Source organism: Lentzea pudingi, from assembly GCF_014646255.1.
GTDB lineage: Bacteria > Actinomycetota > Actinomycetes > Mycobacteriales > Pseudonocardiaceae > Lentzea > Lentzea pudingi.
Genome location: NZ_BMNC01000006.1, coordinates 97,732 through 123,335 on the forward strand (window position 1 = coordinate 97,732; position 25,604 = coordinate 123,335).

The 25,604-nt window shown below is 70.9% G+C and carries 24 protein-coding genes; 7 read left to right on the forward strand and 17 right to left on the reverse strand.

The window, feature by feature from the left end; all coding sequences use genetic code 11:
- Positions 1–68: 68 nt before the first annotated feature.
- The gene (locus IEY88_RS22360; protein ID WP_189157193.1) at positions 69–2,897 is read left to right on the forward strand and encodes an aconitate hydratase; all 2,829 of its coding nucleotides are present in this window, start codon (positions 69–71) and stop codon (positions 2,895–2,897) included.
- A gap of 51 nt (positions 2,898–2,948) precedes the next feature.
- Here the strand turns inward: IEY88_RS22360 and IEY88_RS22365 are convergent, their stop codons facing one another.
- On the reverse strand, positions 2,949–3,989 hold the full coding sequence (locus IEY88_RS22365; RefSeq protein ID WP_189156767.1) for a DUF8189 domain-containing protein: 1,041 nt from the start codon (positions 3,987–3,989) through the stop codon (positions 2,949–2,951).
- Positions 3,990–4,138: 149 nt separating this feature from the next.
- On the opposite strand from IEY88_RS22365, the gene IEY88_RS22370 reads away from it, so the two are divergent.
- Positions 4,139–4,564, forward strand: a complete 426-nt coding sequence (locus IEY88_RS22370) for a DUF1761 domain-containing protein (protein WP_189156768.1) — start codon at positions 4,139–4,141, stop codon at positions 4,562–4,564.
- Here the strand turns inward: IEY88_RS22370 and IEY88_RS22375 are convergent.
- The 7 genes from IEY88_RS22375 to IEY88_RS22405 are packed head-to-tail and all read right to left on the reverse strand — an operon-like array spanning position 4,561 to position 9,570.
- Complete coding sequence (locus tag IEY88_RS22375; RefSeq protein ID WP_189156769.1) at positions 4,561–4,998, reverse strand: PH domain-containing protein; 438 nt, start codon at positions 4,996–4,998, stop codon at positions 4,561–4,563. The two genes, IEY88_RS22370 and IEY88_RS22375, sit on opposite strands and share 4 nt — an antisense overlap.
- Entirely contained in the window at positions 4,998–5,495 is a 498-nt protein-coding gene (gene ribH / locus IEY88_RS22380) for a 6,7-dimethyl-8-ribityllumazine synthase (RefSeq protein ID WP_189156770.1), read from the reverse strand. The genes IEY88_RS22375 and ribH overlap by 1 nt, the downstream gene beginning before the upstream one ends.
- Positions 5,492–6,754, reverse strand: a complete 1,263-nt coding sequence (locus IEY88_RS22385) for a bifunctional 3,4-dihydroxy-2-butanone-4-phosphate synthase/GTP cyclohydrolase II (RefSeq protein ID WP_189156771.1) — start codon at positions 6,752–6,754, stop codon at positions 5,492–5,494. Before IEY88_RS22385 ends, ribH begins: the two co-directional genes overlap by 4 nt.
- The gene (locus IEY88_RS22390; RefSeq protein WP_189156772.1) at positions 6,751–7,371 is read right to left on the reverse strand and encodes a riboflavin synthase; all 621 of its coding nucleotides are present in this window, start codon (positions 7,369–7,371) and stop codon (positions 6,751–6,753) included. Before IEY88_RS22390 ends, IEY88_RS22385 begins: the two co-directional genes overlap by 4 nt.
- An 8-nt stretch (positions 7,372–7,379) precedes the next feature.
- Positions 7,380–8,363, reverse strand: a complete 984-nt coding sequence (gene ribD, locus IEY88_RS22395) for a bifunctional diaminohydroxyphosphoribosylaminopyrimidine deaminase/5-amino-6-(5-phosphoribosylamino)uracil reductase RibD (RefSeq protein ID WP_189157194.1) — start codon at positions 8,361–8,363, stop codon at positions 7,380–7,382.
- 14 nt (positions 8,364–8,377) lie between these two features.
- Complete coding sequence (rpe, locus tag IEY88_RS22400; protein ID WP_189156773.1) at positions 8,378–9,043, reverse strand: ribulose-phosphate 3-epimerase; 666 nt, start codon at positions 9,041–9,043, stop codon at positions 8,378–8,380.
- Positions 9,044–9,069: 26 nt separating this feature from the next.
- On the reverse strand, positions 9,070–9,570 hold the full coding sequence (locus IEY88_RS22405; protein ID WP_229693641.1) for a flavoprotein: 501 nt from the start codon (positions 9,568–9,570) through the stop codon (positions 9,070–9,072).
- Positions 9,571–9,657: 87 nt separating this feature from the next.
- Here IEY88_RS22405 and IEY88_RS22410 point away from each other — a divergent pair, with 87 nt between their 5' ends.
- The gene (locus IEY88_RS22410) at positions 9,658–10,653 is read left to right on the forward strand and encodes a YncE family protein (RefSeq protein WP_189156774.1); all 996 of its coding nucleotides are present in this window, start codon (positions 9,658–9,660) and stop codon (positions 10,651–10,653) included.
- 136 nt (positions 10,654–10,789) lie between these two features.
- Here IEY88_RS22410 and IEY88_RS22415 read toward each other — a convergent pair whose 3' ends face one another.
- From IEY88_RS22415 to IEY88_RS22430, 4 genes are all read right to left on the reverse strand, one after another.
- Positions 10,790–12,250, reverse strand: a complete 1,461-nt coding sequence (locus tag IEY88_RS22415) for an RsmB/NOP family class I SAM-dependent RNA methyltransferase (protein ID WP_189156775.1) — start codon at positions 12,248–12,250, stop codon at positions 10,790–10,792.
- Between the two features lie 109 nt (positions 12,251–12,359).
- Positions 12,360–13,286 (reverse strand): methionyl-tRNA formyltransferase, encoded by a 927-nt coding sequence (gene fmt, locus IEY88_RS22420; protein ID WP_189156776.1) that lies wholly within the window; start codon positions 13,284–13,286, stop codon positions 12,360–12,362.
- Positions 13,287–13,288: 2 nt separating this feature from the next.
- On the reverse strand, positions 13,289–13,837 hold the full coding sequence (gene def, locus IEY88_RS22425) for a peptide deformylase (RefSeq protein WP_189156777.1): 549 nt from the start codon (positions 13,835–13,837) through the stop codon (positions 13,289–13,291).
- 46 nt (positions 13,838–13,883) lie between these two features.
- Positions 13,884–14,033 carry a hypothetical protein gene (locus IEY88_RS22430; protein ID WP_189156778.1) on the reverse strand — a complete coding sequence of 50 codons (150 nt, stop codon included), beginning with the start codon at positions 14,031–14,033 and terminating at the stop codon, positions 13,884–13,886.
- A 181-nt stretch (positions 14,034–14,214) separates the two neighbouring features.
- On the opposite strand from IEY88_RS22430, the gene IEY88_RS22435 reads away from it, so the two are divergent.
- Both IEY88_RS22435 and IEY88_RS22440 read left to right on the forward strand, forming a co-directional pair.
- On the forward strand, positions 14,215–14,529 hold the full coding sequence (locus IEY88_RS22435) for a hypothetical protein (protein WP_189156779.1): 315 nt from the start codon (positions 14,215–14,217) through the stop codon (positions 14,527–14,529).
- A 3-nt stretch (positions 14,530–14,532) separates the two neighbouring features.
- The gene (locus tag IEY88_RS22440) at positions 14,533–15,051 is read left to right on the forward strand and encodes a DinB family protein (RefSeq protein WP_189156780.1); all 519 of its coding nucleotides are present in this window, start codon (positions 14,533–14,535) and stop codon (positions 15,049–15,051) included.
- Positions 15,052–15,513: 462 nt separating this feature from the next.
- On the opposite strand, the gene ggt is transcribed toward IEY88_RS22440, so the two are convergent.
- Positions 15,514–17,283 carry a gamma-glutamyltransferase gene (ggt, locus tag IEY88_RS22445; protein WP_189156781.1) on the reverse strand — a complete coding sequence of 590 codons (1,770 nt, stop codon included), beginning with the start codon at positions 17,281–17,283 and terminating at the stop codon, positions 15,514–15,516.
- 65 nt (positions 17,284–17,348) lie between these two features.
- Between ggt and IEY88_RS22450 the strand changes: the two genes are divergently transcribed.
- On the forward strand, positions 17,349–17,816 hold the full coding sequence (locus IEY88_RS22450; RefSeq protein ID WP_189156782.1) for a hypothetical protein: 468 nt from the start codon (positions 17,349–17,351) through the stop codon (positions 17,814–17,816).
- 63 nt (positions 17,817–17,879) lie between these two features.
- Here IEY88_RS22450 and IEY88_RS22455 read toward each other — a convergent pair whose 3' ends face one another.
- From IEY88_RS22455 to IEY88_RS22470, 4 genes are all read right to left on the reverse strand, one after another.
- A complete protein-coding gene (locus IEY88_RS22455; RefSeq protein WP_189156783.1) occupies positions 17,880–20,096 on the reverse strand; it encodes a primosomal protein N' in 2,217 nt (738 codons plus the stop codon).
- A 30-nt stretch (positions 20,097–20,126) separates the two neighbouring features.
- Positions 20,127–21,329, reverse strand: coding sequence for a hypothetical protein (locus tag IEY88_RS22460; RefSeq protein WP_189156784.1), 1,203 nt, complete (start codon positions 21,327–21,329; stop codon positions 20,127–20,129).
- Positions 21,330–21,339: 10 nt separating this feature from the next.
- Positions 21,340–23,286, reverse strand: a complete 1,947-nt coding sequence (locus tag IEY88_RS22465; protein ID WP_189156785.1) for a phosphocholine-specific phospholipase C — start codon at positions 23,284–23,286, stop codon at positions 21,340–21,342.
- 91 nt (positions 23,287–23,377) lie between these two features.
- Complete coding sequence (locus IEY88_RS22470; protein WP_189156786.1) at positions 23,378–24,706, reverse strand: S8 family peptidase; 1,329 nt, start codon at positions 24,704–24,706, stop codon at positions 23,378–23,380.
- A 136-nt stretch (positions 24,707–24,842) separates the two neighbouring features.
- On the opposite strand from IEY88_RS22470, the gene IEY88_RS22475 reads away from it, so the two are divergent.
- Complete coding sequence (locus tag IEY88_RS22475) at positions 24,843–25,586, forward strand: calcium-binding protein (protein WP_189156787.1); 744 nt, start codon at positions 24,843–24,845, stop codon at positions 25,584–25,586.
- The last annotated feature ends 18 nt before the right edge of the window (positions 25,587–25,604 follow it).

A 25,604-nucleotide genomic window follows, 5' to 3' on the forward strand; every position in this document is an offset into this window, starting at 1 on the left:
GGGCAGGGGTCAACCGCTTGAGGAAGACTCTCCCCCATCCCGAACTGACCACCGCGCTGTCACCAGTTATGGAGTTGCACGTGACTGCACCAGCTAGCAAGGACAGCTTCGGCGCCCGCGGCACGCTCAACGTCGGCGACGCCTCGTACGAGGTGTTCCGGCTGAGCGCCGTGGAGGGCGCCGAGCGTCTTCCGTTCAGCCTGAAGATCCTGCTGGAGAACCTGCTGCGGACCGAGGACGGCGCGAACATCACCGCCGACCACGTGCGCGCTCTCGCCAACTGGGACCCGGCCGCCGAGCCCAGCACCGAGATCCAGTTCACGCCGGCCCGCGTCGTGATGCAGGACTTCACCGGTGTCCCCTGCGTCGTCGACCTCGCCACCATGCGCGAGGCCGTCACCCAGCTCGGCGGCGACGCCGAGAAGGTGAACCCGCTCGCGCCCGCCGAGCTCGTGATCGACCACTCGGTCATCGCCGACATCTTCGGCCGCCCGGACGCGTTCGAGCTGAACGTCGACCTGGAGTACGAGCGCAACCGCGAGCGCTACCAGTTCCTGCGCTGGGGCCAGACCGCGTTCGACGAGTTCAAGGTCGTCCCGCCGGGCACCGGCATCGTGCACCAGGTCAACATCGAGCACCTCGCGCGCGTCGTCATGGTCCGCAACGGCCAGGCGTACCCGGACACCCTCGTCGGCACCGACTCGCACACCACGATGGTCAACGGCATCGGCGTGCTGGGCTGGGGCGTCGGTGGCATCGAGGCCGAGGCCGCGATGCTCGGCCAGCCGGTCTCCATGCTGATCCCGCGCGTCGTGGGCTTCAAGCTCTCCGGTGAGCTGCCCCCCGGCGCCACCGCGACCGACCTCGTGCTCACGATCACCGAGATGCTGCGCAAGCAGGGCGTCGTCGGCAAGTTCGTCGAGTTCTACGGCGAGGGCGTCAGCGCCGTGCCGCTGGCGAACCGCGCCACGATCGGCAACATGTCGCCGGAGTTCGGCTCCACGGTCGGCATCTTCCCGATCGACGGCGAGACCATCGACTACCTGCGCCTGACCGGCCGGACCGAAGAGCAGATCGCGCTCGTCGAGGCCTACGCCAAGGAGCAGGGCCTCTGGCACGACGCGTCCCGCGAGCCGGTGTTCTCCGAGACGCTGGAGCTCGACCTGGCGACGGTCGTCCCGTCCATCGCCGGCCCGAAGCGCCCGCAGGACCGCATCGAGCTGACCTCCGCCAAGGAGGCGTTCCGCCAGGCCCTGGGCGCCTACGTCGCGCACACCGACTCCCCCGAGCTCTCCGGCGTGGACGAGGCCGTCGACGACACGTTCCCGGCCAGCGACCCGATCGCCGTGCACGAGGGCGAGAACGGCTCCGGCACCCCGAAGGTGTTCCACACCGCCGCCGAGGGCGCCACCGGCCGCGTGTCGAACCCCGTCAAGGTCTCCCTCGACGGCAACGAGTTCGAACTGGACCACGGCGCCGTCGCGATCGCCGCGATCACGTCGTGCACCAACACCTCGAACCCGTCCGTGATGCTCGGCGCGGCCCTTCTCGCGAAGAAGGCCGTCGAGCGCGGCCTCGAGCGCAAGCCGTGGGTCAAGACGACCCTGGCGCCGGGCTCGAAGGTCGTCATGGACTACTACGAGCGCGCCGGCCTCATGCCGTACCTGGAGAAGCTCGGCTTCCACCTGGTCGGCTACGGCTGCACCACCTGCATCGGCAACTCGGGCCCGCTGCAGGACGAGATCTCGGCGGGCGTGCAGGAAGGCGACCTCGCGGTCGTCTCGGTGCTGTCCGGCAACCGCAACTTCGAGGGCCGGATCAACCCGGACATCAAGATGAACTACCTCGCGTCGCCGCCGCTCGTCGTGGCGTACGCGCTGGCCGGTTCGATGGACAAGGACATCACCACCGAGCCGCTCGGCACCGACACCGACGGCAAGCCGGTGTACCTCTCCGAGATCTGGCCGTCGCCGGCCGAGATCGCCGAGGTCATCTCGACCTCGATCTCCGCGGAGGGCTTCACCAAGGGCTACAAGAACGTGTTCTCCGGTGACGAGCGCTGGCAGTCGCTGCCCACGCCGACCGGCAACACGTTCGAGTGGGACAGCGAGTCCACCTACGTGCGCAAGCCCCCGTACTTCGAGGGCATGGAGATGGAGCCGAAGCCGGTCACCGACATCGCGGGCGCTCGCGTCCTCGCGCTGCTGGGCGACTCGGTCACGACGGACCACATCTCCCCCGCCGGTTCGATCAAGGCCGACTCGCCCGCGGGCAAGTACCTGACCGAGCACGGCGTGGAGCGCAAGGACTTCAACTCCTACGGCTCGCGCCGCGGCAACCACGAGGTGATGATCCGCGGCACGTTCGCGAACATCCGCCTGCGCAACCTGCTGCTCGACGACGTCCAGGGCGGCTTCACCCGCGACTTCCTAGCCGAGGGCGCCCCGCAGACCACCATCTACGACGCCTCGGTGTCGTACGCGGAGGCCGGCGTCCCGCTCGTCGTGCTGGCGGGCAAGGAGTACGGCTCCGGCTCGTCGCGCGACTGGGCGGCCAAGGGCACCTCGCTGCTCGGCGTCCGCGCCGTGATCGCCGAGTCCTACGAGCGCATCCACCGCTCGAACTTGATCGGCATGGGCGTGCTGCCGCTGCAGTTCCCGCAGGGCGACAACGCGTCCTCGCTGGGCCTCGACGGCACCGAGACGTTCGACTTCACCGGCGTCACGGAGCTCAACAACGGCACCACGCCGTCCACGGTGCACGTCGCCGCCACCAAGGCGGACGGCTCGAAGGTCGAGTTCGACGCGGTCGTCCGCATCGACACGCCCGGTGAGGCCGACTACTACCGCAACGGCGGCATCATGCAGTACGTGCTGCGCAAGATGGTCCGCAGCTAGTCAGTGAACGCGAAAGGGCCGTTCACCACTCGGTGGGCGGCCCTTTCGCCGTCAACCGGCCCGCTTCCACTGCGGGTCCCAGCGGTGGTGGAACGATCGCTGCCACAGGTGTCCGCTCCTGTCCACCGCCAGACACCACAGCCGCGAGTAGCTGGTCGTGGCTCCGGCCAGGTCCTGGAAGTCCTCCGGTGTCTCCATCACGGCCCAGTCGGACCAGGGCTCTCCGCCGTTGTGCCACCGGTGGACCAGGTCTCCCGCCTTTCCCGCGGCGAAGACCTCCTGCCTGTCCTCGGCGCGCCGGTAGGCGGCGATCGCCTTCACCGGGGAACCGGGTCGTCCCCAGTTCTCCCAGGGACTCCAGTCCTCCCAGAACCAGCGGTGCCACACCTCGCCGTCACGACCGATCGCGAAGTGTTCGATCAGTTCGTCCTTCGGCGAGCAGACCGCGACGTCGATCATCCCGCCCACGCCGGCGTCGTTCCACTCGGACCACGTCGACGAGTCCCACTTCCAGGCGTGCATCAGCCGGCCGTCGTCCAGCACGACGTACAACTCGCGATGACCAGGCACGAGGCTGACCGCAGAGAGCCTGACGACACTTGCGCGCGGGGAAGGCGGCGACGGCACAGGACGCCACGCGGACCAGACCCCGTGATCCCGTCTACGAACACGAAGAACACCGTCGCGGTCCACGACGTAATGCTCGACGACGTCCAGTGACGGCTGCACGACCGCCACGTCCCACGCTTGGCCGCGCATGGGCAACTTGGTCCACGGCTCCCAGGTGCCGTCGTCGTGCACCTCGGTGGCGAGCACCGCACCGGAGGTCGTCGCGACCAGGACTTCCATCGTTCCGCGCCCGGTGTCGGAAGCGTCCACGGCACGCATCACCACGCGACGGCCCGGACGACGCTGCAGGTAGGCCGCGGCCAGCACGGCCGCGAGAACAGCGAGCGTGATCCACACCCACCACCGGCTCGTCCAGCCGCCGTCCACCGGAGCGGTCAGCAGGTTGACACCCGCCCCCACCACCGCGGTCAGCAGGCCGACTCCGATCGCGACACCCAACCCGCTGCCCGCTGGCTCACGCACGTCCACGTTCCATGGCATCGCGATCTACGCGTCCGGTGTTGCACCAGAACCGACGGCCCGGTGGGCGGCCCTTTCGCCGTCGATGCACTCGTAACGGTCAGCGGGCGCCTCGCGATGCCAAGTCACCCTGATCACCGCGGGAGACCCTCATGAGCTTGACCGTGCTCGGCGACCTGAACTGGTTGGCCGTCGTCGTCGCCACGATCGCGTACTTCGCGCTGGGCATGGTGTGGTACGCGGAGTACGCCTTCGGCAGGGCCTGGCAACGCGCGTCCGGGCAGGACCTCAGCCCGCCGGAGAACACCAGCGCGGCCGTCTACGCCATCCCGCTGCTCACGTGCTTCGTCATCACCCTCGCCACCGCGATGATCGGTAACGCGTCGGGCACCGACAACATCATGGAAGGCATCCTGCTGGGGCTCGTCGTCGGCGTCGGCATCGCGCTGCCCGTCAGGATGGTGACGGGTTCCTACGACATGACGAAGCCCGGTCCGATCACCTTCGCGGCCATCGGAGCGGGCTATCACGTCGTCGGACTCACGCTCGCGGGCGCGATCCTCGGTTTGTGGACTTAGATCCGTGCTGCCTTGTGCAGCTCACGCAACGCGCGCACGGACGACACGGCATATTCCCGATCCACGGCCTGCACGGCCATCACCGAGATGTACTCGTCCTCCGGCAGCTCCAGGCGGGCCCACGCGGCACCGTCCGGGAAGCTGATCGACAGCACGTCGTTCCAGTCGAAGTGGTGCGACGTCACGACGTTGCGCACGTCGACACCCGTGGCGTCGGCGGTGACGCGCGGACGCGTCAGCAGCAGCACACCGCCCGCCAGCAGGAAGCCCAGGAAGATCATGGCGACCTGGTCGGACGTCCGGAAGATCACGCCGGTCGGCGTGTTGCCCAGCAGCAGCCCCACCACCGTGAACACCACGACGAGGCCGACCGCGCACGCCCAGGCGACGCGCCGGATCTTCTTGGGACGCAGGACGATCGCTTCCGCCGTCATCATTCGAAACCCCGCTCGGTCCAGGGCTGGCGCAGGCCGCGCAGCACCAGTGCCGTGTCGATGGCGGCGACGGTCGCCTCGTACCCCTTGTCCTCCACCGACTCCGGCAGCCCGGCGCGGGCCAGGGCCTGCTCCTCGGTGTCGGTCGTCAGCACGCCGTTGCCCACCGGCGTGGACTCGTCGAGCGCGACGCGCGTGAGCCCGTCCGTCACCGAGTCGCACACGTACTCGAAGTGCGGGGTGCCGCCGCGGATGACCACGCCGAGCGCGACCACCGCGTCGTGGTGACGGGCGAGTTCCTGCACGACAACGGGAAGCTCGATCGCTCCCGCCACGCGCACGACGGTCGTGTCGACGCAGCCGGCGTCCTCAGCGGCCTGCACGGCGCGCGAGACGAGCTGGTCGGTGATCTTGGTGTGCCACCGCGTCACCGCGATGGCGACGCTGAGGCCCTTGCCGTCGAGCTTCGTCTGCTCCGGACGGCCTTCGCCGCTCATTCCTTGTCCTCCGTAGCGGAAACAACGGCCTCGTACTGCTCGAGCTGAGACAGTTCGTGGCCCATGCGGTCGCGCTTGGTGCGCAGGTATCGCAGGTTCTCCGGGTTCGGGGAGATCGGGAGCGGCACCCGGTCCAGCACACGAAGACCGTATCCGGCCTCCAGTCCGACGCGCTTGGCCGGGTTGTTCGTGAGCAGCCGCATGGACTTGATGCCGAGCTCCACGAGGATCTGCGCACCCGTGCCGTAGTCGCGCGCGTCGGCGGGCAGGCCCTGCACGAGGTTCGCGTCCACGGTGTCCGCACCCTGGTCCTGCAGCTGGTAGGCCTGCAGCTTGTGCATCAGGCCGATGCCACGGCCCTCGTGACCGCGCATGTACAGCACGACACCACGGCCCTGTGCCGCAACGGCTTCCAGCGCCGCGTCGAGCTGCGGGCCGCAGTCGCAGCGCAACGACCCGAGCACGTCTCCGGTGAGGCACTCGGAGTGCACGCGCACCAGCACGTCCTCGCCGTCGCCGATCTCGCCGTAGACCATCGCGACGTGCTCGATGCCGTCGAGCAGGCTGTCGTAGCCGAACGCGGTGAACACGCCGTGCGCGGTCGGGATGCGGGCCTCGGCGGCGCGCACGACCTGGGTCTCGACCCGGCGACGGTACGCGATGAGGTCGGCGATCGTGATCAGCGCGAGGTCGTGGTCGGCCGCGAAGACCTCCAGCTCGTCGCGGCGGGCCATGCCCTCCTCGTCCTTCTGCGACACGATCTCGCAGAGCACGCCGGCGGGCGACAGGCCCGCGAGACGCGCGAGGTCGACGGAGGCCTCCGTGTGGCCGGGGCGGCGCAGCACGCCGCCGTCGCGGGCGCGCAGCGGGACGACGTGGCCGGGCCGGTTGAAGTCGTTGGCCTTCGCGGTCGGGTCGGCGAGCAACCGGATCGTGCGGGCCCGGTCGGCCGCCGAGATGCCGGTGCTGATGCCCTCACGCGCGTCCACCGTGACCGTGTACGCGGTACCGCGCTGGTCCTGGTTCGTGTGGTACATCGGCGGCAGGTCGAGGCGGTCGCAGTCGGAGTCCGTCAGCGCCACGCAGACGTACCCGGACGTGTAGCGGACCATGAACGCGAGCAGTTCCGGCGTCGCCTTCTCGGCGGCGAAGATCAGGTCGCCCTCGTTCTCCCTGTCCTCGTCGTCGACGACGACCACGGGCCGTCCGGCGGCGATGTCCTTGACCGCGCGCTCGATGTCGGCGAAGTCGGTGCTCACTGGGCCTCCTCGCCCGCGATGGCCCGCAGGTGCGGGATCGCCAGTCGTTCAACGTACTTCGCGAGCACGTCGACCTCCAGGTTCACCAGGTCGCCGGGCAGACGCCGCCCGAGCGTGGTGAGGTCAAGGGTCGTCGGGATGAGGCTCACGGTGAACTGGTCCTCGGCGACGGTCACGACCGTCAGCGAGACCCCGTCGACCGTGATGGAGCCCTTCTCCACGACATATCGGGAAAGGCTGGGCGGGAGTCCGATGTGGACCATCTCCCAGTGCTCCGCCTTCTCCCGCGCGAGAATCGAGCCGGTGCCGTCGACGTGGCCCTGCACGATGTGGCCGCCGAGGCGCTGGCCGACCGCGGCCGCGCGCTCCAGGTTGACCCGGTCGCCCGCGGCGACCTTCGCGAGGCTGCTGCGGTTGAGGGTCTCGCGCATCACGTCGGCGGTGAACGCGCCGTCCTCCACCTCCACGACGGTGAGACAGACGCCGTTCACCGCGATGGAGTCGCCGTGCTTCGCGTCGCTGGTGACGATCGGCCCGGCGACGCGGATCCGTGCCGCGTCCGGCAGGTCCTCCGTCGCTACGACGTGGCCGAGTTCCTCGACGATCCCGGTGAACACCGCTCCTCCTAAGTTCGCGGAACCGCGCTGATCCGCAGGTCCGGTCCGCTCATGGTGACGTCTTCCACGGTCAGCCTCACAGCGTCCGTGATGGTTGACACGCCCGCGTCCAGCACCGCCGCGGGACCGTTCCCGAGCAGCGCCGGCGCGATGTAGGCGAGCACGCGGTCGACCCTGCCGGCGCGCCAGAACGCACCGGCGAGCGTCGGGCCGCCCTCCAGCAACACGTCGACCACACCTCGTTCGGCGAGCGCCTCCAGGACGTCGTCCGGTTCGTGCGTGCGCAGGTGCAGCGCGGTGTGCTGGAGCTTGGCCCCGTCCGGCAGGTCGCTGGTGCCCACGACCACGGGCAACGGCTGGCGGGGCAGCGGCATTCCTCCGGCGTCCCTGGCCGTCAGCGCGGGGTCGTCGAGCCTCACCGTGTTCATGCCGACGACGATCGCGTCGAGCTTGGTGCGCAGGTCGTGAACCTCCTTGCGGGAGGTCTCCGAACTGATCCACTGGCTGGTGCCGTCGCTGGCCGCGATCCGGCCGTCGAGCGAGGCCGCGTACTTCCACGTGACGTGCGGACGGCCCGTGCGCGCGTAGTGCAGCCACGCCCTGAGGGGGCCTCGGCTGACTTCCTGCGCCAGCAGGCCGCTCTCGACCGTGATGCCGGCTTCTTCGAGGACCTTCGCACCGCCCGCGGCCCTCGGATTCGGGTCGCTCAGGGCGTGGAAAACGCGCTTGATGCCTGCTTCTCGCAGCGCCTCGGTGCACGGCGGCGTACGGCCGTGGTGCGAACACGGTTCGAGGGTGACCACGGCCGTGCCGCCCCGTGCCTTCGCACCGGCGGCTTTGAGCGCCATGACCTCGGCGTGCGGACCACCTACGGGCTGCGTGCCACCGAACCCGACGGCGTCGCCGCTCTCGTCGAGGATGACGCACCCGACCGGCGGGTTGGGGCTGGTGGTCCCCCGCACCCGCTCGCTCTCCGCGATGGCGAGCACCATCGCGTCCTCGGGGGTCACGTGGTCCTGGTTCCCCGTGCGCCGGCCGCCTGCGCGCGCAACGCCTCGACGGCCTTGCCCGGATCGGCGGCGTCGTACACGGCGGACCCCGCGACGAAGCAGTCCACCCCGGCCTGCGCGGCCTGTTCGATCGTGTCGGCGTTGATGCCACCGTCGATCTCCACGAGCAGCTTGAGGTGCCCGGTGTCGACGAGGTGGCGGGCCTGGCGGACCTTGTGCAGCACGTCGGCCATGAAGCTCTGCCCGCCGAAGCCCGGCTCGACCGACATGACCAGCAGCGTGTCGTAGTGCTTGAGGACCTCGACGTACGGCTCCAGCGGGGTGCCGGGCTTGATGCTCAGCCCGGCCTTGGACCCGGCGGCCCTGAGGTTCTTGGCCAGCGCGATCGGGTCGTTCGCCGCCTCGACGTGCACGGTCACGTTGTACGCGCCCGCCTCCGCGTAGCCGATGGCCCAGCGGTCCGGGTCCTCGATCATCAGGTGGCAGTCGATCGGGATGTCGGTGACCTTCAGCAGCGACTTCACCACGGGCAGGCCGAGCGTCAGGTTCGGCACGAAGTGGTTGTCCATGACGTCGACGTGGATCCAGTCCGACGTGGGCACCGCGGCGAGCTCGTCGGCGAGGCGCGCGAAGTCGGCGGACAGGATGCTGGGGGCGATCATCGGCGTGTGGACCACAAGGGTGAAGTCTAGGTGTCCAGCAGGTCGAGCAGCGTGCCGGGAGCCACGTCTGAGACCACGACGACACCCGCATTGGTGAGCGTCGTGACGTGCGTCTCCCACATCGGGTGACGGCGCTTGTCCGCGTTGGCCTGGGGCATGACGACGACCCGGCAGTCCTCGACGCCGATGGCCTCGTTCAACGCCGTCAGCGCCTGGTTGTCGCCGATGCCCAGGGCCAGCTTGGCCACGGAGTTCGCGCTGGCGGGAGCGAAGACGAACGCGTCCGGCGTCGGGTAGGGCTTGGGCTCGCTCGGCATCCTCGGCTCCCAGCGGATCGGGAGGTCGGTGAGCTGCCGCAGCTCGTCCAGCTCGCCGGCCTCCTCGAACCACGGGACGACGGCCGGCGTGAACGTGATGGCCAGCCGCCACCCCCGTCGCGCGGCGGGCTCGGCCAGTTCCGTGCGGAACCACGACTCGACCCCGCCGCAACCGGACGCGACCAATCCGAGCAATCCACGCGTAGTCACCGCTGCGATGTTAGGCGGTCATTTCTGTCGTACGCCGCCGATAACGTCCCCACGGCGGGTGATCACCCGCACACTGAGGGGAGCAAGATGCGCAAGTGGAACCGGTGGCTCAGTGCCACCGCGATGACGGCCGCCCTGGTGGCGGCCACAGCACTTCCCGCGATCGCCGAACCGCCGCAGCGCACCGTGCCACTGGCGCTGAAGGCGTTCTCGGACATCGTGGTCGACCCGACGCTGGGCCATGTGTTCGTGAGCAGCAAGGCCGACAACGCCGTCGCCGTCACGGACCTGTCGGGCAACGCGGTCACCAGGCTGCCGAACCTGCCCGGCGCCACGGGTCTGGCGCTGAGCCCGGACGGCGAGACGGTCTTCGTCGCCCTGTCCCAGCACGGCGCGATCGCCGCGCTGGACACGCTGACGCTGACCGAGCGGGCCCGGTACCCGGTCGGTGAGGTGTGCCCGTCCGACCTCGCGATCACCAACGACCGTCTGTACTTCAGCTACGGCTGTGACACGTGGGGCGGCGGCATCGGCCGTGTCTCGTTCAACGGCACGGATGCCCGCACGGGCCTCGTGACCGGGCACTACAGCCCGCAGCAGCTCGCGACCTCACCGGCCAGGCCCGGTCTGCTGGCGGCGGGCCAGCCGACCCTGTCGCCCTCGGCCCTCGTGGTCCTGCGCGAGCAGGGCGACGGGCTCGCCGTCCAGGCGTCCCGCGACGCGGGCAGCAACCTGGCCGACGTCGAGTTCTCGAAGGACGGCAGCCAGGTCCACGTGGCGGGTGGGGCGCCGTACCAGATCCAGTCGTACACGAGCGACACCCTCGCGGTGCGCGGCAGCTACAACACCGGTCCCTACCCGGTGGCGGTGGCGACGAGCGCTGACACGGGTGCCCTCGCGGCCGGCGTCAACAGCGACACGTCCGTGCGCCTCTACCCGGCGGGTTCGCTCGACGAGTCCCGTTCGTACGAGGCGCCGTACCTCTACCAGGCGAGCCTGGCGTGGGGTCCGGGCGGTCGCTGGGTCTACGCGGTGGGCAACCGGTTCGGCCAGCCGGCTCAGCTGCACGTGCTGAAGGCCTGACGTGAGTGGCCGGGCGAGCCGCGGCTCGCCCGGCCCTCGGTTCCCGGCGTCACTCGAACCGGTGAACCCCGAAGCCGTTGTGCCCCACTGCGGGCGTTCTGGGCCCGGCAGTGTCAGACCCCGTCGCTAGCGTCCTTCACGAGCGCTCAACAGGGCGTCGCAGCATCGCGCAGAACATCGCGTCGGTGCCGTGCAGATGGGGCCAGAGCTGAACGTGCGGGCCTTCCCCGAGGTCCGGAACTCCCGGGAAGAACTCCCGCGTGTCCAGCACCTCGACCCCGGTGCGCTTCGCGACGTCCGTCACCACCCCTACCGTCTCCGAGAGATGAGGTGAGCACACGACATAAGCCACCACGCCGCCAGGGCGCACCAGCCGCAACGCCTCGGTCAGCAGCTCGCGCTGCAGCTTCGTGAGCGTGCCGACGTCGGCGGGCTGGCGCCTCCACCGCGCCTCCGGGCGCCTGCGCAGGGCACCGAGCCCGGTGCAGGGCGCATCGACCAGCACGCGGTCGAACGCCCCTTCCAGGAAGCCGGTCTCGCGGCCGTCGGCCACCTCCACGGTGACCGGCAGGCCGGTCGTGATCTTGCGCACGAGCTCGGCGCGGTGAGGTGCCTTCTCGACGGCGATCAGTTCGCCGCCCTCGAGGCCGACCAGTGCGGCCAGCAGGGCGGCCTTGCCGCCGGGGCCGGCGCAGAGGTCCAGCCAGCGGTCGTCCGTGCCCTCGTTGTCGCCGCCTGCCAGCGGCGCCCGCGTCAGGGCCATCGCGCAGAGCTGGCTGCCCTCGTCCTGCACGTGGGCGAGGCGTTCCCGGACGGGCTCGAGATCGCCCGGGTCGCCCGCACCGGTCTCCAGGTGCACGCCGTAGGGCGAGTAGGGCGCCACGTCCCCGCCGACGATCGCGGCGAGTTCGTCGGCGCTCACCTCGCCGGGGCGTGCCACCAGGTGCACGGCCGGACGCGCGTCGTCGGCCTCCAGGGCCTGCCTCAGCGGTTCCTCGCGGCTGCCGAGGGCCTCCGCGAACGCTTGCGCGATCCAGCGCGGGTGGGCGTGGGTGAAGGCCAGGTTGCCGATCGGGTCGGCGTCGGGGTCGGGTGCGAGCTCATCGACCCACGCCGCCTCGTCCTGCTCGGACACGCGGCGCAGCACGGCGTTGACGAAGCCGGCGACGCCGGACCCGAGCTCGGCCCGCACGAGGTCGACGGTCGAGGCGACCGCGGCGTGCGACGGAATCCGGGTGCGCAGCAGCTGGTACGCGCCCAGCCGCAACGCGTCGAGCGCCGAGCCGTCCACTTCGGACAGCGGGCGCTCCGAGCACGCCTCGATGACGGCGTCGAGCAGGCCCTGGGCCCGCGCCGCGCCGTAGGTGAGCTCGGTGGCCAGGGCCGCGTCGCGGCCGGTGATGCGCCGGTCGCGGAGCATCTGCGGCAGCACCAGGTTCGCGTACGCGTCCCGCTGCCGCACGGCGCGCAGGGTCTCCAGCGCGGCGAGGCGTGCCGGGTCCTCCACGGGTGGCCGGGAGGGTCCGGTGCGCCGGCGCGGCGGGTGCGGCCTGCTCGGCCGGGAAGGCTTGGAGGCGCCTCGCGAGTGGTTGGTCATGCGGTGTACTCCACTGTCTCTGGCTCCCCTGCGGCGGCACGGGTCACGCTCGCCACGTTCATGTCCTGCCGCTCACCGGCGACGCCTGCCGAGCTCGGGCGGGAGCGCCTCATGCGATGCGCTCCCCTGCTTCGATCCGCACGCCGCGCGCCCAGTCGGTCGCGCCCATGCGCTTCTTGCCCTGTGCCTGGACCTCGCCGAGGGCCACGGCGGTGGTCGCGGTGCCCACGAGCACGCGCTTGCGCTCGACGAGCACCTCGCCCGCCGGCAGCGTCACGTCGGCCACCGGCGTCACGGGGCCGAGCTTGAGCCGCTCTCCCCGGAACTCGGCCCACGCGCCGGGCTCCGGCGTCACGGCGCGCGCCAGGCGGTCGACGGCCGCGGCGGGCGTCGTGAAGTCGAGGCGCGCGTCCTCGACGGTGATCTTCGCGGCGTAGGTGACGCCGTCGGCGGGCTGGTCGTCGGCGACCAGGGTGCCGGCCTCGATGCCGTCCACAGTGGACAGCAGCAGGTCGGCCCCCGAGACGGACAGCCGGGTCAGCAGGTCGCCGGAGGTGTCGCGGTCACGCACCTTCTCGGTGACGACGCCGAACACCGGGCCCGCGTCGAGCTCCTTGACGATGCGGAACGTCGAGGCGCCGGTGATGTCGTCGCCGTTGCGCACGGAGGCCTGCACCGGCGCGGCGCCGCGCCACGCGGGCAGCACGGAGAAGTGGAGGTTGACCCAGCCGAACCTCGGCACGTCGAGCGTGCGCTGCGGCAGCAGGTTGCCGTAGGCGACGACCGGGCAGAGGTCGGGTTCCAGCGCGCGCAGGCGGTCCAGGAACTCGGGATCGCCGGCCTTGGCCGGGGTTAGGACCTCGATGCCGTGCTCGTCGGCGAGCGCGCCCACCGGGGAGCGCTCGAGCCGGCGGCCGCGGCCGGAGGGGGCGTCGGGGCGGGTGACCACGGCGACGACGTCGTGGCGGGAGGAGTCGATGAAGGCGCGCAGCGAGGGCAGTGCGACCTCGGGCGTACCGGCGAACACGAGTCGCATGGTCAGCTGGACCTGCCGAAGAGTGGGTGCGGGCTCTGCTTCAAGGTGGGGACCGTACCGTCGAACCACTCGGACTGCCGGATCTCCCGCATGGCCTGCTTGCGGGTGTCGGCGTCGAGGCGGTCGAGGAACATCACGCCGTCGAGGTGGTCCGACTCGTGCTGGATGCAGCGGGCCAGCGTCTCGGTGCCCTCGACCTCGACGGGCTCACCGTGCATGTTCCAGCCCTTGGCCACGACGTGCAGGTGGCGCTTGCAGTCCCACGCCATGCCGGGGATGGACAGGCAGCCCTCGGAGCCGTCCTGCATCTCGCCGCCGACCACGTCCCACGTGGGGTTGACGAGATGACCCGCGAAGCCGTCGCAGTGGTACGTGAACACACGCAGTCCAACACCGAGCTGAGGCGCGGCGAGCCCTGCTCCGCCCGCGTTCTGCATCGTGTCCCACAGGTCCTTGACCAGGGTGCGCAGTTCCTTGTCGAAGTCGGTGACCTCGGTCGCCGCTGTGCGCAGCACGGGGTCGCCGAACAGGCGGATGGGTTGGACGGTCACGCAGTGCTCCTCGTGTGGACTGGAGGTCAGTCTACGAGGAGCGCAGTCAGTGCTCGGACGCGCTGCCGAGGAAGATCACGCCCACCAGCGCCACGGCGAAGTGGCCGGTGAACCGCAGGGCCGTCAGCACGGGCCGCAGCAGCGCGTGGATGTCGAGGTGGGCTGCCGGGGCGCCGGTGACAGTGGTCGTCGTCATGCCATGAACTGTGCCGTTCGCGCAGGTCAGCCCACATCGGCTCGCGGTATCGAATCCGCATCAGCCCGAGGTAGGAAGATCAGGTGCAACACTCGGCCGTTAGGCGGACACCTCCAGGTCATGAGGCTGATGCGACCGAGCTGGGGGGCGGCCGCTGTGCCCGGCGAGGCAGGAACCAGGAGTGGGCCACGTCGGACTCACCCGCTCCCGGAGGGACGGCCTGGTGCCGATCATCGGCAGCGGCGATCCGGACTCCACGCTGATCGTTGACCAGCACCAGAGCGACTCCACGATCACCCTGGCCGTCCGCACCGATCGCTCCGGCAGGACAGCCGAGGTGCGCGCCGAACAGCCGATCACCGCGGGTGGTCGACAGCCTGTTCCTCGTCACGGTGCCCTGCAGCGCCACCGGCACCCGCTCCCCAGCGAACAGCACGTGGTGTCCACGACGCCGGAAACCGAGTCGTCTACGAAGGCGACATCGGCTAGTCATTGACCTATGACCTGGACAGCCCCAGAGGTGAACCCGATCGAAGAACCGCTGCTCGGCGCCGAGCGCCCGATGCTCGAAGCGTGGCTGGACCGCCATCGCGCGACGTTCCTGGCGAACTGCGCGGGCCTGTCCGGCGACCAGCTCGCGACGGTGTCCACGCCGCCGTCGAACATGACCCTGCTCGGCCTCATCCGCCACCTTTCCGACGTCGAACGGATGTGGTTCCGCGTCCGCCTGGCGGGCCAGGACGTCAAAACCCGCTACAGCGCCCCCGGCGAGTGGAACGACGGCTTCGAGAACCTCGACCCCGCACGCGCCGAGACGGAGTACGCGGAGCTGCTCGCCGAGATGGCCGAGTCCCGCGCGGCTGCGGCGGGCCGGGACCTCGACGACACCTTCGTGCACGAGCGACAGGGCGAGATCTCCGTGCGGTGGCTCTACATCCATCTGATCGAGGAGTACGCACAGCACAACGGCCACGCCGACCTCATCCGCGAACGCATCGACGGCCGCACCAACGCATAGCGGTCCTTCCCCGCCGTGCAGGCGCGCCGGAGTTGTCGGGGCCGCGTGCCGGCACCGGGGTGCGTCGAGCCGGAAGCCCGACCTGGGGAGGAATCACGACTCGGCGCCGTGTGACATCGAGCTGACCACCAACGGGGGTCTCACGGGCACGCTCACCGTGCGCGTGGGACCCCTCCGCGCGGCACGATTCCGGACATGTCGCCGACGACGGCGCCGCTGACGGCCAGGCGCCGGGGCGTGCGGCTGAAGTCTTACTGCGGCCCGAGCTCACCGCCTGCGGCGTGCAAGGGGCATTCGACAAGGCGTACGCGAACACCGCGCGCCTGTCCGCGGCGGAACGGGCCGGAGTCCGGGTGTGCACGGGTGACGACGCGCTGCCGGGCCACTGGCGAGTTCGCGACCGTCTTCGCATGACCGGCCGGGGGGGGTGCGGCGTTCCGCACTCCGCCCGGTCCGTTCGCGCTAGCCCACCTTCACGACGCGGGCCGCTCCACCGCCGCGCCGGGTCGGCTCGGCGACGGCGCGCCAGCGGCCGTCCTTGGCGCGTTCGACGGCCGTGGCGGCGCCGATCTCGGCGTTCTGGCTGAACCTGTGCCCGATCGCCTGCAGGCCCGCGGTGGTCGAGGCCGCGATGAACGCCGCCTCGGCCGGGGTGGTGGCCGCGTTGCGCTGGGAGGCGCGCGGGGCGGCCACGGCGTCGACGAGGGACATCTTGCGGTCCAGGCGGGCGGTCAGGATCTGGGTGACCGTGGTGATGATCGTGGCGCCGCCCGGTGAGCCGACGGCGAGCAGGACCTTGCCGTGGTCGAGGACGATCGTCGGGGCCATGGACGAGCGCGGGCGCTTGCCGGGGCCGGGGAGGTTCGGGTGCGGGACGCCGGGGGTCGGGGCGACGAACTCGAAGTCGGTGAGCTCGTTGTTGAGCAGGAAGCCACGGTTCGGGACCACGATGCCGCTGCCGCCCTCCGCCTCGATGGTCAGCGTGTAGGCGACGACGTTGCCCCAGCGGTCGGCGGTCGTGAGGTGCGTGGTGCGTTCGGCGTCCTCGCGCAGTGCCGAGATGCCGGCGGTGGCTTCACAGGCCTGGGGGTTGCGCGGGTCGGCGGCGGGCTGCGGGGCGGGCAGCACGGCGTCGGGCTTGATCAGGCACGCGCGGCTGTCGGCGAACCTCTGCGAGAGCAGGCCCTCGGTCGGCACGCGGGAGAACTTCGGGTCGCCGACCCAGCGCAGGCGGTCGGCGAAGGAGAGCTTGGTCGACTCGATGAAGCGGTGCAGGTACTCGACGTCGGAGACCTTCGACAGGTCGGTCGACTCGAGGATGTTGAGCGCCTCGCCGACGGTCGTGCCACCGGACGAAGGTGCCGCCATGCCGTAGACGTCGAGACCGCGGTAGCGCGTGTGCGTCGGGTCGCGGCGTTCGACCTGGTACCGGGCCAGGTCGGAGACCTGCATGTCACCGGCGCGGACGTTGCGGGTCGAGCCGGGCACCACCGGCGGCTTGCGCACGGCGTTCACGAGGTCACGGCCGACCGCGCCTCCGTACAGCGACGCGAGCTCGGTGCGGGCGAGCTCGCGGTAGGTGTCGGCGAGCTGCGGGTTGCGGAACGTGCTGCCGACCGCGGGCGGCTGGCCGCCGGGCAGGTAGAGGTCGCGGGTCGAGGTGAAGTCGGCGAAGCGGGCGGAGTTGTTCGCGATCTGCGAGTTGAACGTCTGGTCGACGACGAAACCACGCCGTGCCAACGCTTCCGCGGGCGCCATCGCCTCGCGCAGGTTCAGCGTGCCCCACTTGCGCAGCGCCTGCTGCCACGTCTTGGGCGTGCCGGGAACGCCGACGGACTTGCCGCTGGTCATCGCCTCGGCGAACGGCAGGGGCTTGCCGTCCTCCACGAAGAGCTGGTCGGTCGCGGACCGCGGCGCGGTCTCGCGTCCATCCAAAGTGGACACACGACCGGAACGAGCGTCGTAGTGGACGAAGAACCCACCGCCGCCGATGCCCGCGCTGAACGGGTCGGTCACGCCGAGCGCGGCGGCGGTGGCGACGGCGGCGTCGACGGCGTTGCCACCGCGGCGGAGCACGTCGATGCCGATCTGGGACGCGTCGGGGTCGACGCTGGACACAGCGCCTCCCCAGCCCACCTGCTCGGGCACGCGTGGCGCTGGTTCCGCCGCGCCTGCCGGAGCAGGCGCGACCATCACGACGGAGAGTGTGAGCACGGCAACCGTTCGCAACATGCGGAAACTTCTACTCCGTTGCGACCGGATGGCAACACTCCTTGAGGAAGGCCTAAGGTGCGGGCGTGTCGATCGATCTTGACCAGTTGCGAACCAGTTTCACGAACACCGCCCTCGACGAGGCCGACCGCGAGGAGGCGCTGCACCTCCTGCTGCGCGAACGCCGCGACGGCGACGCCGATCTGCTGCGCCACCTGCTCGCCCAGGAGACCGCCGCGCACCAGGAGGGCTGGGGCGTCAGCGAGGCTCTGGGGCTCGCCGCGCTGCTGCTCGCCGAGTGCGGCCGCGAGGACGACGTCTGGGCCCTGTGGGAGGCCAAGAACGCCTCCTTCGACACCATGGCGGGCCTCGACGGCTTCCTGCTGTTCCCGGCGGGCATCGCGGGCACGACGGCGCACGTGATCGCGGGCGAGGACCACCCGGAACGCGGCGACCTCATGACCTACTTGAGCGAGTACCTCGAGTACGAGAAGCTCACCGACGAGGACATCCGCGAGCACATGGCGGGCCTGCGCTCCCACTACGAGGGCTGAACGCGCGTCAGCGTCACCCCAGGCGTTCCCGCCGAGGTGACAGCCCTTCTCGCGCACGGACCCCTACAGGACCTCCAGCGGGTCGAGCTTGATGCGCACCAGGTCCTGTTCCTTGCGAGCCGTCCGCACGGCCTGCGCCTCGGCGAGCACGGCCGCGAGCTGACGGCCCTCCGAGCGGGCGACCCGCACCAGGGCCCGTTCCCTGGTCTCGTCGTCGCCCAGCGGCACCGGGCCGAGGATCTCGCCCGTGGGCGGCAGGCGGAGTTCGTCGAGCACGGCGTTCACCGCGTCCGGGGTGCCGTCGACGGTCGCCATCCGGACCGCCGGCGGGAAGCCGAGCTCGGTGCGCGCGGCGAGTTCGGTGGAGGCGTGCCACACCGGGTCCCAGCGGACCAGGGCCTGCACCGGGGTGAGGGACGAGTCCGCGATCACGACCACGCGCCCGTTGCCCGGCCGCACCAGGCCCGCCGCCGTCATCCACCGCCGCAGCGCCTCCTCGGAGGCACGGAGGTCGGCCCTGCCCAGCAACGCCCACCCGTCGAGCAGCAGCACCGCGCCGTAACCGCCCTCGGCCACGGGTTCAGCGCCCGGCGTGGCGACCACCAGCGACGGTTTTCCCGGCACCTTGGTCAGCACCTCGTCCGCGCCGCTGGTCCGCACCGGGTGCCCGGGGAACGCCCGCCCGAGCTCCTCCGCGGTGCGCCTGGCGCCGATGACCTGCCCGCGCAACTTGCGCGACCCGCACGTGGGACAGCGGAACCCGGCCTCCGTCGCCGCGCACCACCGGCAGTACGCGGGCTTCGGCGCCCCGTCCTGGGTGCCTCCCGGCAACGCCAGCGGCCCGGCACACCGGCGGCACCGCGCGGGCCCCCGGCACTGGCCGCAGGCGAGCGACGGCACGTACCCGCGGCGCGGCACCTGGATCAGCACCGGCGAGTCGGCGAGGGCGAACCGGGCCGCGTCGAACGCGATGGACGGCAACCGGGCGGTGCGCGCGGCCGAGTCCTTGACGTCCTGCCAGTCGTTGTCGCCCACCGACACCACGCGCGGCGCGACGGACCTCAGCGTCTCGCGCGACGCCACGATCTCGTGCGCCCAGCCCGTCTCGACCAGCAGCTGCGCCTCGGCCGTGCGCGCGAACCCACCGATGAGCAGCGCGGCCCCCGTCATGTGCGCGCGCTGCACCAGCACGTCACGCACGTTCGGATACGGCGACCGCTGCTCGACGTGCAGGTCGTCCCCGTCGTCCCAGACCACGAGCAGACCGGGATCCTTGACCGGCGCGAACGCCGTCGCCCGCGTGCCCACGACAACCCGCGCGACACCACGACGCACGGCCAGCCACCGCTTGTAGCGCTCCGACGGCCCCAGATCGGCCGACAGCGTCACCACGCCCTCGATCAACCTGGCGCACGCCTCGGCGACACGGGCCAGGTCGCGGCGGTCCGGCACCACGATGGCCACCCCGCGCCCGGACGACGCGACCGCCGCGGCCGCCTCCGCCAGCCGCGCAGGCCAGTCCTCGGACGGCAACGCCTGCCAGACGGCGTGCGCGGGACGGCCCTCGCGCAGGGCCTCCAGGTAGCTGGGGCCGCGGGGATAACGCGACCAGGCGTCGGCGGGAACGGGTGGCAGCTGCGACCGCGCGGGCACTTCGGCAGGAGCCGTCTCGGGCGGCAACCTCTCGACGGCGCTACCCGGCTGTTCCCCGGGAGTCTCCACGGTCGGCTGTTCCGCGGAGGGCTGCTCTGCGCTCTCGGCCGACTGCTCCCCAGAGGTCCCGGCGGCCACCTCAGCCGGCTGTCCTCCGGAGAGCTCTCCGGCTGCCTCAGCCGGCCGCGTCCCCACCCACGCGGGAAGCTGCGGCAACGGCGGCGCCTCCCCCGACGACGCGGCCTCCGCGCGGGCGTGCCGGGGCGGGATGGCCAGCCGCAGCACGTCGATCATGCCGCCCGCGTACCTGTCCGCGATCGCCCGCGCCAGCACCGCGATCTCCGGCGCGAGCACCGGCTCGGGTGACACGACCTTCTCGATGAAGGCGAGCTTCTTGCCGTACTCCGTCGTCTCGACGCGCTCCAGCAGGTACCCGTCGACCAGCTGACCCGCGAACCTCACCCGGACGCGGCAGCCGGGCACCGCGGCTTCGTCCAGTTCGGACGGAACCGAGTAGTCGAAGGGCCTGTCCAGGTGGGCCAGCGGCACGTCCACCACGATCCGGGCGACCGGCAGCGACTCCGCGGGGACCCGCTCCCCTTTTCTCGCTCCGGTCTTCGCGCTCATGCCTCCTGGTGTATCAGACACCCCCGACAGTCACGCGTTGCGCCTCACCAATCCGGTGAAGCCCGCCACGAACAGGGTGGCGAACGCCCACGCCAGGACCTGCAGCAGCCACGTCGACGCCAGCACCGTGCGGCCCGCGGCGGAGCCCGCGTCCACGGTGCAGCGGGCGGCGTCCACCTTGACCAGCGGTGTCGCCACGTTCAGGGCGTAGCCGACCTGCTCGACCGTCGAGCACCGCACCGCGCCGGAGACGAGCACCACACCGATCGACACCGCGAGCACCCCGGCCAGCCACACCAGGGCGAGGCCGGGGCGGTAGCCGTGCCCGACCGTCACGCCGCGCACGACGTGCCAGGCGCGGCCCCACCGTGAGAGCTGGCCCCGGCGGCGCAGATCACGTTGCTGGGCAACGCGGATCCGCCGCACGTCCTGTTCGTGGCCCGCCGCCTGGTGCGCCGCGGCGAGCTGGGCCCACGGCTGGGCCGAGTAGCGGAGCGTGCGCGTCGAGAGCAACTCCATCCATTCGTCCACAGTGGCGTCGCGCGGCAGCCCCTCGTAGACGAGCCCTTCGAGCTGGACGTCGCCGTCGATCCCGGCGAACGGCATCAGCAGGTCCTTGCCGACGCGCACGTGCCGCAGGTCGAGCGCGACGCCGGAGCTGAAGCGGCCCTCCCGCGCGACGACCTGGCCGTCCACCCTCGTCCCGCGCATCCGCACCGCCGCGTGCCTGCCGCCGCCGGAGACGTCGCACCCGGCGTTCAGGAAGATCCCGTCGCCGATCTGCATGTCCACCAGGGTCAGGCCCGCCTCGAAACGCCCGCCGCCGCACATCAGCACACCGGACACCCGCGACCCGCTGAGCGTCACGGAGCCCGCCGCGTGGAACCCCTCGTCCAGGTAGACGCTGCCGCCGATGCGCATGTGCAGCGCGTCGACCGACTCCTTCGCGCTCAGCCGGGCGCCGCTGAGCCGGAGGTGGTGGTCCACGGCCAGGCCGCGGGCCTCGACGCCCGGCGCGTCGAGGCCCGCCAGGTCGAGCAGGGTGAACTGCGCCCTGCTGAGCAGCACCGGCTGCTCCGTCGTGCAGTCCCGCAGCACCAACGGCTTCTTCGCCACGACGTCGGACAGGTCGAGCTGCCCGGTGATCTTCGCCCCGGTGATCCTCAGCCCACCGGGGTCCAAGGATTCGTGATCGATCATCCGCCGCCGGATCTCGTCCCCCGTGATCTCCACGGGCGCAACGTTAACCGGAGATCGACTCCTGGCCGTTCTCGATGTGACCGCACAGACGGCGACGGAACTTCGGTTCTTCCTCCACCGTCACCGTCAGGTCGTACCAGCCGGAGTTCATGATGGTGAGCCACGGGATCACGTGCCGATGCCCCGGCCTCACGACGTAGCGACGCCGCCCCAGCACGAACGTCAGCCGCGTCGATCCGCTGTTCTCGAACGTCAAGGTCAGCACACGGCTGTATCCGCGCACCGACGACGAGACGCGCGCACGGTCCGTGGAAGTCCCAGCGAACTCGCGACGGAAGCCGTTGGGACCCAACAAAACGAGGTCGTGCTCACCCACAAGCTCCAGCGAAGCCGAGGACGCGACGTCGAAATGCTGCGGCAGCGCGAACTGCCCCGAGTACGGGTAGAGGGCGAAGTGCACGGACGCCGCCCCGGAGTTCGACATCTCCAGCGACGACCCGCGCAACGACGCGTCAGGCTGGTACGGAAGGGCGCGCGCACGCCGCCGTCCGGCCTCCTGCTCCGGCATCTTCTGCTCGGACGGAGGCGCGGGACGCCAGCGCGGCGTCGCCGGCGGCACCGCGGCGGGCTCACCGACCTCGGGCCACGTCCGGCGCCGGTCGAAGTCGAACGCCGAGGTCAGGTCACCGGCGACGGTCCGGCGCCACGCGGAGATCTCCTCCGACCGCACCCCGGTCCACTTCTCCAGGAACCGTGTCATCGACGTGTGGTCGAACACCTGCGAGTTCACGTAACCGCCTACGGACCACGGCGAGACGACGGTCATCGGTACGCGCGCACCCAGTCCCAACGGCCGGTCGCCCACGTACTCGTCGGTGACGGACAACGGCGGGCGCGGCGGCGGCACGTGGTCGTAGAAGCCGTCGTTCTCGTCATAGGTGATGAACAGGACCGTCGACTCCCACACCTCCTGGTTGGACGCCAGCGCGTCCAGCACCTGGTAGGTGATCGAGGCGGAGGCCGCGGGCGACGACGCACCGGGGTGCTCGGAGTCCACAGAGGACGGGACCAGGTACGACACGGCGGGCAAGCGCCCGGCGGTGACGTCCGCGCGGAACGTCTCCCCCAGCCCGCCCGGCTTCACCCGGTGCAGTCCGCGCGAGTACAACGACTTCTCCGCCGCGGAGAGCTTCGAGAGGTCCAGCGAGCCGATCAGCGCCGGGTCACCCGTCCCGTACAGCTTGTCGAGCGACTTGAACCCGGCGGGCAGCACCTTGCGCGCGATCTCCTTGAAGCGCACGTAGAACTCCAGGTTGTTGTCCTGGAAGTTGTCCCACTCCTGGTACACCCGCCACGACTTCCCAGCGGCCTCGAGGCGTTCCGGGTACGTCTTCCACGTGTAACCGGCATGGGTGTCCTCGCTGTAGGCGGCGTTGCCGGTCGCACGGCCGCCGGAGGGCTCGAACCCCGTGTACCCGGACACCCAGTAGTTGCGGTTCGGCGACGTCGAGGACGGCACCGAGCAGTGGTAGGCGTCGCACAGCGTGAAGGTGTCCGCGAGCTCGTAGTGGAACGGGATGTCCTGGCGCGTGTAGAACGCCATCGTCGCCGCGGTCTTCGCCGGCACCCAGTTGTCGTTCCACCCGCCGCGCAACGCCGAGTGCCCGCCGTTCCAGCTGTGGTCCAGGTCGCCGATGTACTGGACGTCCCGCCCGGAGGCCGCCTCACGCACCGGGAACGGCAGCACGCCCGACTGGTTGAACACACCCCTCAGCGCGTTGCGGTCGGAGAACCCGCGCACGCCACGAAGGGTTCCGTAGTAGTGGTCGAACGAACGGTTCTCCTGCATCAACAGCACGACGTGCTTGATCGCACGCAAACCTCCCGCACGGGGTTCACGAGCCAATGCGGCGTACACCGACGGTGGCAGCAGCGTGCCAGCACCAGCAGCAGCGACGGCAGCCATGAACCCACGACGAGAGAGCGACATGAACCGAGTTTGTAGTCTCAGTACATGTCGCGTAACCAACCCTCGTATGAACAAAGGCCCCGGATGACCAGGGCCTTGTTCACAGATCACATCAGGCGGCGGCGATAGCGGCGGCGACGCTCTGCCGTGCGTCGAGCAGGCCCTTGCCGCACTGAGCGGCCGCGGGGAGCACCTTGGCCTTCAGGTGCAGCAGCACCTGTGCGGGCGTCAGCAACGCCTTGCCCTGCTGCACACGGGCGTGCTGCATCAACGCGACGACACCGGCCACGTGCGGCGTCGCCATGCTCGTGCCCTGGTAGTGCCGGTAGATCGACCCGGCCGGCACCGTCGGACCGTTGTTCAGCGTCGACAGCACGCCGTTCGCCGCCAGCGGCGAGGTCTCGCCACCAGGCGCGCAGATCTCGATCGTGGCACCGAAGTTCGCGTACGAGGCCCTGTTCGCCTGCCGATCCGTCGCACCCGTGGTGATCACACCGGCGCAGTTCGCGGGAGTGGCTCCAGCGGCGTTGGCCGAACTGTTGCCCGCGGCCACCACCACGGTCGCGCGGTGCACGTTGCGAGCGGTGTTGATCGCGTTCTGCAGCGTCGCGGGGCACGCCGCCGAGGGGCCGCCGAGCGAGAGGTTCAGCGTCTTGGCAGGGTTCGGGTTCGCCGGAACACCCGGAACGGCACCACCGGCCGCCCAGACGATGCCTGCGGCGATGTCTGCCAGCGTGCCACCGCACGTGCCGAGGACGCGCACGGGCACGACCCTGGCCGACGGTGCGACGCCCGTGACACCGGTCGCGTTGTTGCGCAGCGCCGCCACGGTGCCGGCGACGTGCAGCCCGTGCCAGCTCGAGGCCCGCGCCGCCGTACCGGGACCGCACTGGTTGGCCAGCCGCCAGTCGCCCTGGTCGGCAGGGTTGGCGTCACGGCCGCCGCCGTCCTTGGCGTACCCCGCGTTGCTGATGAAGTCGTAGCCGCCGATGTAGTTGGCGGACATGTCCGGGTGCGCGGTGCGGCCGGTGTCGATCACCGCGACCCGCTGGCCCGCACCGGACGGACCGAGGTCCCACGCGGGCGAGAGCTGGATGCCGCCGGTGGCCTCCCAGTAGTGCCACTGCTGCGGCCACAGCGGGTCGTTCGGCACGGCCGTCGCCTCGAGGACGATGTTCGGCTCGGCGTACTCGACGTCGCCGCGCGCCATCAGCACCCGGATCGACTCGGCGGCGTCCTTCGACGCCAGCACCTCGGCACCGTCGGTGGCCTCGGCGACGGCCCGCGTCCGGGACTTCTCCAGCGCGTCCCCTCGCGACGCGCCGTCGCGGAACTTGACGATGATCTCCTGCTCCTCGGGCTCCTCCTGCGCCGCCGCGGTCAGCGGCGTCACGGTCAGCGCCATCACGACGCCGAGCAGGGCTGCCATGCCTGTTCTCACGGTCTTCCTCCCCTTCACAAGCGGACTCACGGCGAGAAGGAGAAACCGGCGCGGTTGTGGCACGGATGCGATGGCCACAACAGATTCACAACAGGCCGCGCGTACCCACGTGCACAACGTCTTCGAGGGGAACGCCATGCTCACGCTCGTCGTCGCGGCCGCACTGGTCGCATCGGGAACCGCCGCCGCACCTGAACCCGCGACCGTCGCGCGGGTCGAGGCCGGCAGGCTCGTCGTCACCGGGGCGCCGTCGCGCGCCAGCCAGATCCACGTCTCCGGCACCATCGTCAGCGATGCCGGCACGATGCGGCCGGGCACCAGGTGCACGCGCCTGTCGGCCTCACGCGTCCAGTGCGCGCAGGTCCAGAAGGTCGTCCTCTACCTGGGCAACCGCGACGACACAGTGCTCTACGACAGCGCCGTGCCCACCGAGCAGCACGGTGGCGGCGGTGACGACTCGCTGCACGGCGGTTCGGGTGCGGACGTCCTGCAGGGCGGCGAGGGCGACGACGTGCTCAGCGGCGGACTGGGCCCCGACCAGCTGTTCGGCGGGGACGGCGACGACGTGCTCGACGAGCCCCAAGCCGACGCGGGCGGCAACTTCCTGCAGGGCGGCTACGGCAACGACAAGATCGACGGCGCGAAGCTGAACATGCGTGATCGTGCGGACTTCAGTGACCACACCGAGGGCATGACGATCGACCTCGCGGCGGGCACGGCGAGCCGTCCGGGCGAGTTCGACGAGGTCAAGAACGTGCAGGACGTCCACGGCACCCAGGGCGACGACGTGCTCAGCGGCAACGCATGGCCCAACAAGATGTACGGCCTCAGCGGCAACGACACATGCACGCAGGGTCCGCTCGACATGTGCGTTCAGTGAGTTCGCCCGGCCGATGTA

Excerpts from the sequence above, each read along its gene's own strand:
- IEY88_RS22360 (WP_189157193.1), top strand. The coding sequence starts at position 69 with ATGGAGTTGCACGTGACTGCACCAGCTAGCAAGGACAGCTTCGGCGCC.
- IEY88_RS22370 (WP_189156768.1), top strand. The coding sequence starts at position 4,139 with ATGAGCTTGACCGTGCTCGGCGACCTGAACTGGTTGGCCGTCGTCGTC.
- IEY88_RS22375 (WP_189156769.1), bottom strand. The coding sequence starts at position 4,998 with ATGACGGCGGAAGCGATCGTCCTGCGTCCCAAGAAGATCCGGCGCGTC.
- ribH (WP_189156770.1), bottom strand. The coding sequence starts at position 5,495 with ATGAGCGGCGAAGGCCGTCCGGAGCAGACGAAGCTCGACGGCAAGGGC.
- ribD (WP_189157194.1), bottom strand. The coding sequence starts at position 8,363 with ATGGTGCTCGCCATCGCGGAGAGCGAGCGGGTGCGGGGGACCACCAGC.
- rpe (WP_189156773.1), bottom strand. The coding sequence starts at position 9,043 with ATGATCGCCCCCAGCATCCTGTCCGCCGACTTCGCGCGCCTCGCCGAC.
- IEY88_RS22410 (WP_189156774.1), top strand. The coding sequence starts at position 9,658 with ATGCGCAAGTGGAACCGGTGGCTCAGTGCCACCGCGATGACGGCCGCC.
- IEY88_RS22415 (WP_189156775.1), bottom strand. The coding sequence starts at position 12,250 with ATGACCAACCACTCGCGAGGCGCCTCCAAGCCTTCCCGGCCGAGCAGG.
- fmt (WP_189156776.1), bottom strand. The coding sequence starts at position 13,286 with ATGCGACTCGTGTTCGCCGGTACGCCCGAGGTCGCACTGCCCTCGCTG.
- IEY88_RS22430 (WP_189156778.1), bottom strand. The coding sequence starts at position 14,033 with ATGACGACGACCACTGTCACCGGCGCCCCGGCAGCCCACCTCGACATC.
- IEY88_RS22440 (WP_189156780.1), top strand. The coding sequence starts at position 14,533 with ATGACCTGGACAGCCCCAGAGGTGAACCCGATCGAAGAACCGCTGCTC.
- ggt (WP_189156781.1), bottom strand. The coding sequence starts at position 17,283 with ATGTTGCGAACGGTTGCCGTGCTCACACTCTCCGTCGTGATGGTCGCG.
- IEY88_RS22455 (WP_189156783.1), bottom strand. The coding sequence starts at position 20,096 with ATGAGCGCGAAGACCGGAGCGAGAAAAGGGGAGCGGGTCCCCGCGGAG.
- IEY88_RS22465 (WP_189156785.1), bottom strand. The coding sequence starts at position 23,286 with ATGTCGCTCTCTCGTCGTGGGTTCATGGCTGCCGTCGCTGCTGCTGGT.
- IEY88_RS22475 (WP_189156787.1), top strand. The coding sequence starts at position 24,843 with ATGCTCACGCTCGTCGTCGCGGCCGCACTGGTCGCATCGGGAACCGCC.